Annotated in this window: 12 protein-coding genes; 4 read left to right on the forward strand and 8 right to left on the reverse strand. The window is 67.1% G+C overall.

Features of this window, described 5'->3' with window-relative positions; genetic code table 11:
• From ACWDTI_RS24865 to ACWDTI_RS24885, 5 genes are all read right to left on the reverse strand, one after another.
• The gene (locus ACWDTI_RS24865) at nt 1-966 is read right to left on the reverse strand and encodes an acyl-CoA dehydrogenase family protein (protein ID WP_449740804.1); all 966 of its coding nucleotides are present in this window, start codon (nt 964-966) and stop codon (nt 1-3) included.
• Nucleotides 967-970: 4 nt separating this feature from the next.
• Complete coding sequence (locus tag ACWDTI_RS24870; protein ID WP_449740805.1) at nt 971-2,137, reverse strand: acyl-CoA dehydrogenase family protein; 1,167 nt, start codon at nt 2,135-2,137, stop codon at nt 971-973.
• A 1-nt stretch (nt 2,138) separates the two neighbouring features.
• Nucleotides 2,139-3,092, reverse strand: coding sequence for an enoyl-CoA hydratase (locus ACWDTI_RS24875; RefSeq protein ID WP_449740806.1), 954 nt, complete (start codon nt 3,090-3,092; stop codon nt 2,139-2,141).
• 71 nt (nt 3,093-3,163) lie between these two features.
• Nucleotides 3,164-3,655 carry a hypothetical protein gene (locus ACWDTI_RS24880; protein WP_449740807.1) on the reverse strand — a complete coding sequence of 164 codons (492 nt, stop codon included), beginning with the start codon at nt 3,653-3,655 and terminating at the stop codon, nt 3,164-3,166.
• Nucleotides 3,656-3,825: 170 nt separating this feature from the next.
• The gene (locus ACWDTI_RS24885) at nt 3,826-4,689 is read right to left on the reverse strand and encodes a helix-turn-helix domain-containing protein (RefSeq protein WP_449740808.1); all 864 of its coding nucleotides are present in this window, start codon (nt 4,687-4,689) and stop codon (nt 3,826-3,828) included.
• 125 nt (nt 4,690-4,814) lie between these two features.
• Here ACWDTI_RS24885 and cysD point away from each other — a divergent pair, with 125 nt between their 5' ends.
• The 3 genes from cysD to ACWDTI_RS24900 are packed head-to-tail and all read left to right on the forward strand — an operon-like array spanning nt 4,815 to nt 8,378.
• A complete protein-coding gene (gene cysD, locus ACWDTI_RS24890) occupies nt 4,815-5,753 on the forward strand; it encodes a sulfate adenylyltransferase subunit CysD (protein ID WP_449740809.1) in 939 nt (312 codons plus the stop codon).
• Nucleotides 5,753-7,591 carry an adenylyl-sulfate kinase gene (cysC, locus tag ACWDTI_RS24895; RefSeq protein WP_449740810.1) on the forward strand — a complete coding sequence of 613 codons (1,839 nt, stop codon included), beginning with the start codon at nt 5,753-5,755 and terminating at the stop codon, nt 7,589-7,591. Before cysD ends, cysC begins: the two co-directional genes overlap by 1 nt.
• Before the next feature lie 25 nt (nt 7,592-7,616).
• Nucleotides 7,617-8,378 carry a 3'(2'),5'-bisphosphate nucleotidase CysQ gene (locus ACWDTI_RS24900; RefSeq protein WP_449740835.1) on the forward strand — a complete coding sequence of 254 codons (762 nt, stop codon included), beginning with the start codon at nt 7,617-7,619 and terminating at the stop codon, nt 8,376-8,378.
• On the opposite strand, the gene ACWDTI_RS24905 is transcribed toward ACWDTI_RS24900, so the two are convergent.
• Nucleotides 8,303-9,166, reverse strand: a complete 864-nt coding sequence (locus ACWDTI_RS24905) for an endonuclease domain-containing protein (RefSeq protein ID WP_449740811.1) — start codon at nt 9,164-9,166, stop codon at nt 8,303-8,305. The two genes, ACWDTI_RS24900 and ACWDTI_RS24905, sit on opposite strands and share 76 nt — an antisense overlap.
• 18 nt (nt 9,167-9,184) lie before the next feature.
• Complete coding sequence (locus ACWDTI_RS24910; RefSeq protein ID WP_449740836.1) at nt 9,185-9,298, reverse strand: type IV toxin-antitoxin system AbiEi family antitoxin domain-containing protein; 114 nt, start codon at nt 9,296-9,298, stop codon at nt 9,185-9,187.
• Between the two features lie 112 nt (nt 9,299-9,410).
• Here ACWDTI_RS24910 and purL point away from each other — a divergent pair, with 112 nt between their 5' ends.
• Nucleotides 9,411-11,699 carry a phosphoribosylformylglycinamidine synthase subunit PurL gene (purL, locus tag ACWDTI_RS24915; protein ID WP_449740812.1) on the forward strand — a complete coding sequence of 763 codons (2,289 nt, stop codon included), beginning with the start codon at nt 9,411-9,413 and terminating at the stop codon, nt 11,697-11,699.
• 21 nt (nt 11,700-11,720) lie between these two features.
• Here the strand turns inward: purL and ACWDTI_RS24920 are convergent, their stop codons facing one another.
• The gene (locus tag ACWDTI_RS24920; protein WP_449740813.1) at nt 11,721-12,680 is read right to left on the reverse strand and encodes a glycerophosphodiester phosphodiesterase; all 960 of its coding nucleotides are present in this window, start codon (nt 12,678-12,680) and stop codon (nt 11,721-11,723) included.
• Nucleotides 12,681-12,687: the final 7 nt, after the last annotated feature.

Here is a 12,687-nt window from a genome sequence, read left to right on the forward strand (position 1 = left end):
TCACAGTGACTCCAGAATTCGCTGCCGGAGAACGGCAGGCGTACCCCACGCCGTCAGCAGTGCGCGAGTCTTGGTCAGGTACAGGGACAGATCGTGCTCGGCGGTGTAGCCGATGGCGCCGAGCACCTGGAGCGCACGACGCGACGCCAGATGGGCGGCGTCGCCGGCCGCGACCTTGGCGGCGGCGATATCCCGACGGACATCGGTATCCTCCGGAACCAGACCGTCGACACCGAGGGCGGCCGCCTGCACAAGAGGCCGGGCCATCTCGACAGCGATCGCGACGTCGGCGAGGTGATGCTTGACGGCCTGGAACGACCCGATGGCGCGGCCGAACTGTTTGCGCGCCTGCGCATAATCGGCCGCCATGCTCAGCATGGCATCGGCCAGGCCGAGCAATTGTGCTGCGGTGGCCAGGGTTCCGATGTCTTCGGCGTCGCGCGAGTCGACGTTGCTCGCGAGTTCGGTGACCGGCACGAGTCCACTGACGGTACGGGTCGCGTCCACCGTGGCGACGGGCTCACCGGCGGTGGCGGTCCACAGGACGCCGTCGTACACGACATAGGCGATGTCGGCGACCGGCGCCAGTGGGGCGAGCGGCGGGATCGCGCACGTGGCGAAGGCGCCTTCGGCCAGCGCGCTGATCCGTTCTCCGATGATCCCCGCGGATCGGAACAGCACCGGCAGCACCGCGATGCTCTCGACGACCGGCCCGGGCAGCGCGTGCCGGCCGATCTGTTCCATCGCGACGACCAGTTCCGTTGCGCCCGCCGAACTGCCACCCGACGACTCGTCCACCAGCAGTCCGTTCACGCCCGTATCGGCTAGCGCGGCAAAGACTTCCGTCACCGCTGCGCGGTCACCCGCAGCCCACGCGCGAGCGCGAGACGGGATGTCGGCCTTGGTCAGCTGGGCATCGACGGTGGCCGCAAGGTCGTTGTGGATGTCGGAGAGAAGGAATTCCATCGTGTCACCGGTCCCCGCGCGGTAGGCCGAGGAGCCGCTCCGCGATCACGTTGCGTTGAATCTCGTTGGTGCCGGCGTAGATCGGTCCGGACAACGAGAATAGGTAACCGTCGAGCCACGCGTCGTCGAGTTCGGCGTCGTTGCCCTGCAGATCGAGTGCGGTCTCGTGTGCGGCGATGTCCCACTGCGACCAGAAGACCTTGTTGATCGACGACTCCATGCCCAGTTGTCCACCGGCGGACAGTCGGCTCACGGTCTGGTACGTCGACAGCTCGTACGCTCGGGACCCGATCCACGCATCCGCCACGCGCGCATCGGCATTCGCGGTCGATGGAACGGTGTCCCGGTTGCGTTTCCACAGGTCGACCAGCCGATCCGTGGTGGCAAGGAACCTGCCCGGGGACCGCAGGGAGAGGCCGCGCTCGTTGGCGGCCGTGCTCATCGCGACCTTCCATCCGTTGTTGACCTCGCCGATCACCCCGGACTCACCGGGGTTGGCAGGGTCGTCCGGGACGAAGACGTTCTCCAGGAACAGTTCGGCGAAGCCGGCTTCACCGTCGAGTTGCGCGATGGGACGCACGGTGACGCCGGGACTGCGCAGGTCGAACATGAAGTAGGTGATGCCCTTGTGGCGTTGGGCGTCGCGGTCCGATCGGAACAGCCCGAAACCCCAGTCCGCGAAGCTCGATCGCGAACTCCAGGTCTTCTGCCCGTTGAGCAGCCAGCCGCCGGCGGTGCGGGTTGCGGTGGAGCGCAACGACGCGAGGTCGCTGCCGGCCTCCGGCTCGCTCCACGCCTGGCCCCAGATGTCGTCGGCGCGCGCCATCCGCGGCATGATGCGGGCGAGCTGGTCGGGATGCGCATGTTCGAAAAGTGTTGGTGCCAGGAGGAAGATACCGTTCTGGCTGACGCGGCCGGGAGCGCCGGAGCGGTAGTACTCTTCTTCGAAGATCACCCAGTGCAGCAGCGGCACGTCGCGACCGCCGAACTCCTTCGGCCAACTGACCACCGACATCCGATCGGCGGCCATGGTGTGTTCCCACTCCCGGTGTGCCTCGAAGCCCTCGGCGGTGTCCATCGACGGAAGTGGCTCGGCCGGAACATGATCGGCCAGCCACGTCCGGACCTCGTCGCGGAAGGCCTCGGCGGCCGCGTCGAACAACAGGTCCATCTCAGGCTTTTCCGTTCGCCGCGGCGGCGGCAGCATTCGGCCCACTCGCCCCGCTGCCGGCGGCGGAGGCCCTCATCGACTTCGCATCCATGCCGCCCAACGAATCACCGCCGGACGCTTCGGCGTTCGCCGAGTGCGCGTAGTGATGCCAGCCGAACACCGAGTCCATCGAATTGCGTAGCCCCATCTGGTCTTCGCAGATGTTGACCGCCTTCTTCGACAGGAACAGACCCTGCATCGGCATCTCGACCATCTTGGCGGCCATCTCGTCGACCTTGGCGGCCAGATCCTCGCGTGGCACAACGTGATTGACCATGCCCCAGTCGGCGGCCTGTGCGGCGGTGAAGCGTTCACCGGTGAACAGGATCTCCTTGGCGCGGCGCGGACCGAGCACGAAGGCGTGGGCGAAATACTCGACACCGGGGATTCCCATGCGCGCCACCGGATCGGAGAAGAACGCGTCGTCGGAGGCGACGATGAAGTCGCAGATCCACGCGAGCATCAGCCCGCCGGCGATGCAGGCGCCGTGCACCTGGGCGATCAGCGGTTTGGGCATATCGCGCCAGCGCCGGCACATCCCGAGATAGACCTCGATCTCCCGGGCCAGGCGCTGATCGGCCCCGGTCTTGTCGGTGTGATCCCAGTGCAGGGCCGCGGTGTTGTCGTAGTACGTGTCGAAGTCGCGTTCGGGCGTGCCGATGTCGTGACCGGCCGAGAAGTGCTTGCCGTTGGCCCGCAGCACGATCACCTTGACCGACGCGTCGTCAACCGCCTTGCGGAATGCGGCGTCGAGTGAGTAGGTCATGACCGAGTTCTGTGCGTTGCGGTACTCGGGCCGGTTCAGCGTCACGTACGCAACGGCGTCGTCGGGTCCGCCGGTCTCGTAGGCGACCGGCGTCGAGTCGGGACCGAGGTCGTCGACACCGAGTGGGGGCGGAATGACGGCAGCGCTCATGCCACGAGGGTAACCTAGCAAGTGCTTGGTTGGTAGTCGGGGCGTCCCGGTGATCGGACGGTATGCCCCGATCAGGGAACGGTGATCGTCCCGCTGCACGTCTGGGCGGGGATGGACCACAGTGCGTTGCGGTTGACCGTGCTGAGCGTGATCCGGACCGGCCCCGGTCCGAGCCGCCGAGTGGGCGCGACGAAGTAGTGGATGCCGCTGTACGGCGGCTGGGTGCGGGTGTTGGACACGATGCTGCCGCGTTTGCCGGTGCGGAGGTTGTGCCAGTCGAGTCGCGCCGACGAGGAGTAGCCGACGCCCAGCCACAGGCTGCTGTATTCGGTGGCGATGTAGGTGTTGCCGTCGTACTGCGACACGAGGGCGCGGGTCGGGTTGTACGGGGTATCGACGATGTTCGGGCTCAGCCCGAAACAGGAGCTGAGCGGGTAGACGCGGTCGCCGGTTGGTGCGGCCCCGGCTGACCCCGCGGTCGCCCCGGCGAGCGTGCCGGCGACGATCGCGGCGGCGGCCGTCAGGCCGTAGAGGTGTCGGCGAATCGAGTGGTGGCCGTGCATGGGGATCTCCAGTTCATCGGTGGCGCGTGTCCATCAGGATCACCCACCGGTGATCCGATGTCAGCCGACTGGTGCTCCGCATCGGCTCAACCGGCGGAAGGGTGCTCCGCTGGCGCTCCGCATCGGCTCAACCGGCGGAAGGGTGCTTCGCTGGCGCTGCGCAGGGGTTGCTATCCGTCGTCGTCGGTTTGACCGACGGCGGGCGTGAGTGCGCTCGACACGCGATCGGCGGCCGCGCGGGTCGCGGCGCCCAGGGCTCGGAGGTCGTCGGCGGGCAGGGTTGTCATGGGGCAGGACACGATTGAGGCGACGACCCGGCCGTGCCGATCGGCGACGGGCGCGCCGACGGTGACGGCATCGATGTCGCCGGCGAGTTCGTCGGGCAGGTAGTCGATGCGGGTCAACTCGGCGAGTATGTCGCCGACCCGCGACCGGAGCTGGTCGGATGCGGTGGACAGTGACGGGAGTGCGTCGAGCAGTGCCAGGTGTTCGTCGGCCCGGCGCTCGATGGAATAGCCGCGCTCGGCGATCGTGGTGAGCACGAGATCAAGGCGGGTCCGCACCGCGGCGGGTGCTGCCGCGATCCACGCGGCGCGCTCGTCGGCCGGCGCGTCGGCGACGAACTCGCGGCAGATCGGCGGCCGCAGGTGCAGGGTCTGCCCGATGGTGAACCAGGCCGTGCCGTCGACGAGTCCGGCATGATCGGTCACGGTGATGGTGTCGGGGGTGGTGCGACGGGCGACGAAGACCGGCCAACCGATCCGGGCGGCGAGATCGTGGATGGCCGGGCGCACCCACCGGGTGAGGTGGTCGGAGTCGAGGGTGGTGCGGGCGAGCGTCACGAATGCGGGTCCGATGGAGAAGGTGCCGCCGGCGGGGTCGCGGATCGCCCAGCCGTGCTCGACGAGTTCGCTCATGATGGCGTGGGCCGTCGCCCGGGACAGGCCCGTGGCCCGCACGATCTCGGCGAGGTTCGGCGCGTCGTGGTCATTGGTCGCGCCCGAGCGGCTCAGAAGTTCGATAATGCTGATCACACGCGCCGTCGGAGGCGACGCCGGTCGTGCCGCAGGTTGACGGCCGTCCGCGGAGTCACCTACGGTTCGTGTCACATAACCGATACTGAGTGTCGAATAGTCGACATGTCAAGGAGGTCGTCACGGTGGCCAGCACGACGACACGCGCGCGAGCGCCGCACGGCTACGAGCTGACCCACCTTGCGGCTCTCGAAGCCGAGTCGGTACACATCATCCGTGAGGTGGGGGCGACCTTCGAGCGTCCGGTGCTGCTGTTCTCCGGCGGCAAGGACTCGGTGGTGATGTTCCATCTGGCACGAAAGGCTTTCTGGCCGGCGCCCGTGCCCTTCCCGCTCATGCATGTCGACACCGGCCACAACTTCGACGAGGTCATCGATTATCGGGACCGGGTCGTCGCGGAGACCGGTGTGCGGTTGGTGGTCAGTTCGGTTCAGGACGATATCGACGCCGGGCGCGTGGTGGAGGACAGCGGCCCGGGTGCCAGCCGAAATCGTTTGCAGACCACCGCTTTGCTGCGCGGCATCACGGAGAATCGCTTCGATGCGGTCTTCGGTGGCGCCCGCCGCGACGAAGAGAAAGCCCGCGCCAAGGAGCGGGTGTTCAGTTTCCGCGACGAATTCGGCGCGTGGGACCCGCGAGCTCAACGGCCGGAGCTGTGGCACCTCTACAACGGCCGCCATCACAAAGGCGAGCACATCCGGGTGTTCCCACTGAGCAACTGGACCGAACTCGACATCTGGCAGTACATCGGCGCCGAGAACATCGAGTTGCCGCCGATCTACTACGCGCACGATCGCGAGGTGGTGCCCCGAGACGGCATGCTGCTCGCGAAAACCCGCTTCTTGCAGACATTTCCGGACGAAGAGTCGCATACCGAGCGCGTCCGGTTCCGGACCGTCGGCGACGCGACCTGCACGGGATGCGTCCGCAGCGACGCCGACACGATCGAGAAGGTGATCGAGGAGATCGAGGTCACCCGGGTGACCGAGCGCGGCGCCACCCGCGCCGATGACCGGATCTCCGAGGCCGGCATGGAAGATCGCAAGAAGGAGGGCTACTTCTGATGCCTACCGAACTGCTGCGCCTGGCCACCGCGGGGTCCGTCGACGACGGCAAGTCGACGCTCATCGGTCGTCTGCTGTACGACTCGAAATCGATCTTCACCGACCAGCTCGAGGCGATCGAACGGACCAGCGCCGAACGTGGCGACGAGTACGCCAATCTCGCGCTGCTCACCGATGGTCTCCGCGCCGAGCGGGAGCAGGGCATCACGATCGACGTTGCCTACCGGTACTTCTCGACGCCCAAGCGGAAGTTCATCATCGCCGACACCCCGGGTCACGTGCAGTACACCCGCAACATGGTCACCGGCGCGTCGACCGCCGACCTGGCCATCGTCCTCATCGACGCCCGTAAGGGTGTGCTGGAACAGACTCGGCGACATGCGTTCCTGTCGTCGCTGCTCGGTATCCCGCACCTCACGATCTGTGTCAACAAGATGGATCTGGTCGACTGGTCGCAGGAGCGGTTCGACGAGATCTGCGACGACTTCGTGGCGTTCGCCGCCAAACTCAACGTCACCGACCTCACCTTCATCCCGTTGTCGGCGTTGCAGGGCGACAACGTCGTCGACCAATCCGCCGCGATGCCGTGGTACGAGGGCCGTCCGCTGTTGAGCCATCTCGAGAACGTGTACATCGCGTCGGACCGCAACCTCATCGACGCGCGGATGCCGGTGCAGTATGTCATCCGGCCGCAGCGAAGTGACGGCTACGACCATCGCGCCTACGCCGGCACCGTCGCGGGTGGCGTGTTCTCGCGTGGAGACGAGATCGTCGTCTTGCCAGGCGGATTCAGCACAACCATCGCCGAGATCTGGGGGCCGGGCGGAACCAAGGTCGACGAGGCGTTCGCGTCGATGGCCGTGTCCATCGAACTCTCCGACGAGATCGACATCGTCCGTGGTGACATGTTCGCCCGCCCCAACAACCGGCCGTTCGTCGCCCGGGACATCGACGCCATGGTGTGCTGGTTCTCCGACGACACCGAGCTCCGTGTCGGCAATCGCTACCAGATCATGTGCGGGACAAGGGCTTCCCGTGTCCAGGTGAGCGGGCTCAACTATCGCCTGGACATCAACACCCTGCATCGAGACGAAGACGCGACGACGTTGGCGCTCAACGAGATCGCCCGGGTGTCCCTGCACACCCAGTCGGCGTTGATGTTCGACGCGTACCGAAAGAACCGGGAGACCGGCAGTTTCATCCTGATCGACGAGGCCACCAACAAGACGGTCGGTGCCGGCATGATCACCGCGCCGGTGAGCAACGACAGCCACGTCGTCTGGCAGACCACCAAGGTCAGCCGCGAGCAACGCACCCACCGAGGAGCGACCGTCTGGTTGACCGGCCTGTCCGGCTCCGGGAAGTCGTCGCTGGCCACCGAGCTCGAGCGTCGACTCGTTGCCGAGGGGCGGCCGGCGTACCTGATGGACGGCGACAACCTGCGCCACGGACTCAACAGCGACCTCGGCTTCGGCGACGACGACCGACGCGAGAACATCCGGCGCACCAGCGAGGTGGCGGCGCTGTTCGCCGACGCCGGGGCCGTCGCGATCGTGTCGCTGATCAGCCCGTTCGCCTCCGAGCGGCAACGCGCGCGGGAAATCCATGAGGAGCAAGGCCTTCCGTTCTACGAGATCTATCTCGACACACCGCTGGAGCTCTGTGAGGAGCGCGACCCCAAGGGGCTGTACGCCAAGGCGCGCCGAGGAGAGATCAGTCAATTCACCGGCATAGACTCGCCGTACGAGCCACCGAGCGACGCTGAGATCGTGGTGTCGCCGTCGGATGGATCGCCGATCGAGGTGGCCGAGTCGGTCATCCGCAACCTGGGACTCTAGGAGAAGTTGCGTGTCTGACGACAGCGTGGCCGCCGACCGGGCGCTGGCCGGGGAACTGGCCACCGCCGCAGGGGAATTGCTACTCGATGTGCGCGCCACCAGCGGGCTGGTGGGTAAGGAACTCGGCAAGGCGGGGGATCTGCGCTCCAACGACCTGATCCTGGCGCGACTTGCCGAGCTTCGGCCGAACGATGCTGTGCTGTCCGAGGAGTCCGCCGACGACAAGTCGCGGTTGGCGGCGGCACGAGTCTGGATCGTCGATCCGGTCGACGGCACCCGCGAGTACGGCACCGAGGGACACGCGGATTGGGCTGTGCACGTGGCCTTGTGGTCTGCCGATGACGGGTTGATCGCCGGTGCGGTGGCGCTGCCGGCGCTCGGCATCACCTATGTGGACGACGCCGCGGCGGTGACGCCGGTCGACGGGTTGGCCGCGACACCGAAATCCGATGTCCCGCGGGTGGTGGTCAGTGCCTCACGGCCGCCACAGTTTTCGCAGGCCGTCGCCGACGCCATCGGGGGCGAGGTGCTGCAGATGGGATCGGCCGGCGCCAAGGCCATGGCCGTGGTCCGGGGTGAGGCCGACGCCTACGTGCACGCCGGTGGACAGTACGAGTGGGACTCCGCGGCGCCGGTCGCCGTGGCGCAGTCGAAGGGCCTGTGGTGCGGACGCATCGACGGCTCGGCGCTCGTCTACAACCGCGACGACACCTACATGCCGGATCTGGTGATCTGCCGGCCGGAGTTGCGCGACGCGGTGATCGGGGTGACCTCTCGGTACGTCTGAGGCGATGACGTTGCACTGTTGCCCGGTATCCGGGTAACGCAGCAACCCGATCGGCAGGCGCGTCGTCGGAGTTCGGCGCAAACGATGGAGATCACTTGGTCGGGGCGATCGATCAGGTCTGACCAGGTGAAGTTGAGGATGGTCCAACCCGCCGCGATGAGCCCATTGCGGCGCGTTCGATCGTGCTGAAAGGCCGCGGCGTCGCGATGGTGCGCGAAGCCGTCGATCTCGACAGCGACCATCTGCGCGACGAAGGCGAAGTCGATGACGTAGCCGCACGCTGGATGATTGGCGATCCATCCCGTCAGGCCCGCATTCCGGAAGATTGTCACGGCGAGTCGCTCGGCCTCCGACCGCGCACCGTTGCCGAGAAGCGTGAGATAGCGCGCCACCTGCGGTGCTCCGTGACGCTTCGGGTAGCGCTGGTGGGCGGCCGACAACGTGTCGAGGGTGACTGCTCGGGTCAGGAGTGCGGAGTCGATCACGCTGATGCCGACCTGGGTACTCGCATCGAGAACCGTGAGAGGCTTTGCGGTGACCTTCAATTGGCGATGCTCGACGATGTCGATCACGTCGAGTGTGCGATGTCGGACCACCGTCGTCGACGACTTTCCGGTGTGCCGTCCGCGTGCGGCGGCCATGACGAGGTGCCTGCGTGGTGGAGTCGGCAGGAGATCGTGCCACCACGCGGCGGCGACGCCACCGAGCACGGCTTCACGGCCTACGGAATGGACCGCGATACGTGCCATCGCCGTCGGCGAACGCAGATACGTGGAGATCAGAAACACCCCACGCGCCACGCGAAGTCACTCGCCGGATGCGACACGACGATCGATGGCGGACCTGCTGAGACCACAGGCGAGGGCCTGCGCCGCGGTGACGACCCCGTCGTTTCGGATGATCACTTCTCGAAGCGTCATAAGGATTTGACGCACCGGACCGAGTATCGGTTTCCCTTCGAGATCGCGTTGCGCTGTTACCCGGAATCCGGGCAACCGCACAACCAGATCACGCCCCACTACACTGTCGAGAGTGAGTGCGCAGGTGGATACCGTTTCAGCAGCAGCCGGCAGCCCCGATCAACCCCAACCCTTCCGCGAGCTCGGTCTCAAGGACGACGAGTACGCCCGGATCCGCGAGATCCTGGGCCGTCGTCCTACCGATGCGGAACTCGCCATGTACTCGGTGATGTGGTCCGAGCACTGCAGCTACAAGTCGTCGAAGGTGCACCTGCGGTACTTCGGTGAGACGACCACCGAGGAGATGCGGGCGAGCATGCTGGCCGGTATCGGCGAGAACGCCGGAGTGGTCGACATCGGTGACGGCTGGGCGGTCACGTTCAAGGTCGAATCGCACAACCACCCCAGTTACGTCGAGCCGTACCAGGGTGCGGCGACCGGCGTCGGCGGCATCGTCCGCGACATCATGGCGATGGGCGCCCGCCCGATCGCGGTGATGGATCAGCTGCGGTTCGGACCGGCCGACGCACCCGACACCCGTCGTGTGCTCGACGGTGTGGTGCGCGGCGTGGGCGGCTACGGCAACTCGCTCGGCCTGCCCAACGTCGGTGGCGAGACGGTATTCGACGCCAGCTACGCGGGAAATCCGCTGGTCAACGCGCTATGCGCCGGGGTGCTGCGCACCGAGGACCTGCACCTGGCGTTCGCGTCGGGGGCCGGCAACAAGATCATCCTGTTCGGCGCCCGCACCGGCCTCGACGGCATCGGTGGTGTCTCGGTGCTCGCGTCGGAGACCTTTGACGACGACGGGGAGAACAGCGGCCCCAGCCGGAAGAAGTTGCCGAGCGTGCAGGTCGGTGACCCGTTCACCGAGAAGGTGCTCATCGAGTGCTGCCTGGAGCTCTATCACGCCGGCCTCGTCGTCGGCATCCAGGATCTCGGCGGAGCCGGGCTCTCCTGCGCGACCTCGGAGCTGGCGGCGGCCGGTGACGGCGGCATGCACATCGACCTGGAGAAGGTGCCGATGCGGGCGGTCGGGATGACCGCGGCCGAGGTGCTCTCCAGCGAATCGCAGGAACGCATGTGCGCGGTGGTCACCCCCGACAACGTCGACGCGTTCCTCGCGGTGTGCAAGAAGTGGGATGTCCTGGCCACGGTGATCGGTGAGGTCACCGACGGTGACCATCTGGTGATCACGTGGCACGGCGAGACCGTCGTCGACGTCCCGCCGCGGACCGTCGCACATGACGGGCCGGTCTACGAACGTCCGGTCGCCCGGCCCGAATGGCAGGACGGGGTCATCGAGTCGACCAGCGCGCCGCTGGCTCGGCCGGCGACGTCCGAGCAACTGCGCGAGACGGCGCTGACCATGATCGCCTCGCCCGCACTGTGCAGTCGCAAGTTCATCACCGAGCAGTACGACCGCTACGTGCGCGGCAACACCGTGCTCGCCGAGCACGCCGACTCCGGCATGGTCCGCATCGACGAGGAATCCGGTCGCGGCATTGCGCTGGCGACCGACGCGTCGGGCCGCTACACCTTCCTCGACCCATACCGGGGTGCGCAGCTCGCCCTCGCCGAGGCCTACCGCAACGTCGCGGTGTCCGGGGCGACCCCGAAGGCCGTCACCAACTGCCTCAACTTCGGATCACCGGAAGACCCCGCGGTGATGTGGCAGTTCCAGCAGGCCGTGCGCGGCCTCGCCGACGGATGCGCACAGCTGGGCATCCCGGTGACCGGCGGCAACGTCAGCTTCTACAACCAGACCGGATCGACGGCCATCCTGCCGACACCGGTGGTGGGGGTCCTCGGCGTGATCGACGACGTACGCCGTCGCACGCCGACGGGCTTCGGCACCGAACCCGGCGAGACCCTGATCCTGGTCGGCGCCACCCTCGACGAGTTCGACGGATCGATCTGGGCGCAGGTCACCCACGATCATCTCGGTGGCGTGCCGCCGCGCGTCGACCTCGAACGGGAGCGGCTGCTCGGCGAGATCATGGTCGCCGCATCGCGGGACGGCCTCGTCTCGGCGGCCCACGACCTGTCCGAGGGCGGACTGTGGCAGGCCGTCGTCGAATCGGCATTGGCAGGTGAAACCGGTTGTCGCATACTGCTTCCCGAGGATGCGGATCCGTTCGTGTGGCTGTTCTCCGAGTCGAGTGGACGGGCGCTGGTCGCGGTGCCGCGGACCGAGGAGTCCCGGTTCGTCTCCATGCTCGATGCGCGCGGCATGCCGTGGGCGCGGATCGGCGTGGTCGACCAGGGCAGTGAGTCGGTGAGTGTGCAGGATCAGTTCGAGGTCACCCTCGACGAGGTGCGTGCGGTCCACGAGGGGACGCTGCCGGGGCTGTTCGGCTGAGAAGGAGTCGAACCTCCCTGGTCATTGGGTTGGTGGTTTCGACACGCTCCTCGTTCCTCGTCGCTGCTCAACCACCGGATAGGACTCGTTCGTCGTCGCTGCGCAACCACCGGATGCGAACGCGGCGACGAGCGCTTCGGGATCGTCGGTGGTGATCTGGTCGACGCGCAGTTCCAGAAGCCGGCCCACCTCGCGCAGCGACGGTTCGTCGGCGGTGTAGACCGTGTACGCGTCGATGGTGCGGCCGTGCAGGTGGAAGGCGCCGACCATGTCGAACCCGCGTCGATCCGCCTCGAGGATCAACCGGCGCTCAAGGTAGACCATCTCGGCATTTGGTGATGCCCCGATGGCCCGCTCGACGAAGTGGTCGAAATCGCCGGACCGCAGCACCCGATCGACCGCTCCGCCGTGACACGGGTCGTAGCCGATCCGGATACCGGGCACCGGTGTGGTGAGCAGACGTACCGCCTCGGCGTCGCCGCATGACAGGATGGTGTGACGCGCGATCGGGGCAACGGCCTCGGCGAACAGCGTGATCGCTGCCGGGTCCAGTTCGTGGGCGGTCTCTTTGAAATCCAACTGCAGCAACGACTGCGGGTGGATCCCCGCCGCGTCGAGCAGGGCTGAGAGGTCGTCGAGCAACAGAACCCGCTCATCGAGGACCGACCCGTCGTCGGCCCGCAGGAACAGCGAACGCAGTTGATCGGCGCCCAGCTGTGAGATCTCGCCGGAACCGGTGGTGGCGTGGTCGATCACGCGGTCGTGCAGCACGGCGAATCCGCGATCGCCGTGGATGTTCAGATCGATCTCCACGCTCGCGCCGGCCCGCATCCCTTCGACGATGCGCGACGCGGTGAACGGTGGATCGCCGGCGCGCCGGCGCGCTCGATGCCACTTGATGAGGGTCTTGTGGCCCTCGTGACGAACGGCCACGGGTGGCAGCGTGGAGGACGACGACATGGGTGCGGGTTCGTGCGGCATCGCGGGT

It is taken from the genome of Gordonia sp. NPDC003424 (assembly GCF_053588655.1).

Coding starts and splice junctions, on each gene's coding strand:
- ACWDTI_RS24865 (WP_449740804.1), bottom strand. CDS start 966: ATGGAATTCCTTCTCTCCGACATCCACAACGACCTTGCGGCCACCGTC.
- ACWDTI_RS24870 (WP_449740805.1), bottom strand. CDS start 2,137: ATGGACCTGTTGTTCGACGCGGCCGCCGAGGCCTTCCGCGACGAGGTC.
- ACWDTI_RS24875 (WP_449740806.1), bottom strand. CDS start 3,092: ATGAGCGCTGCCGTCATTCCGCCCCCACTCGGTGTCGACGACCTCGGT.
- ACWDTI_RS24880 (WP_449740807.1), bottom strand. CDS start 3,655: ATGCACGGCCACCACTCGATTCGCCGACACCTCTACGGCCTGACGGCC.
- cysC (WP_449740810.1), top strand. CDS start 5,753: ATGCCTACCGAACTGCTGCGCCTGGCCACCGCGGGGTCCGTCGACGAC.
- ACWDTI_RS24910 (WP_449740836.1), bottom strand. CDS start 9,298: ATGACGCTTCGAGAAGTGATCATCCGAAACGACGGGGTCGTCACCGCG.
- ACWDTI_RS24920 (WP_449740813.1), bottom strand. CDS start 12,680: ATGCCGCACGAACCCGCACCCATGTCGTCGTCCTCCACGCTGCCACCC.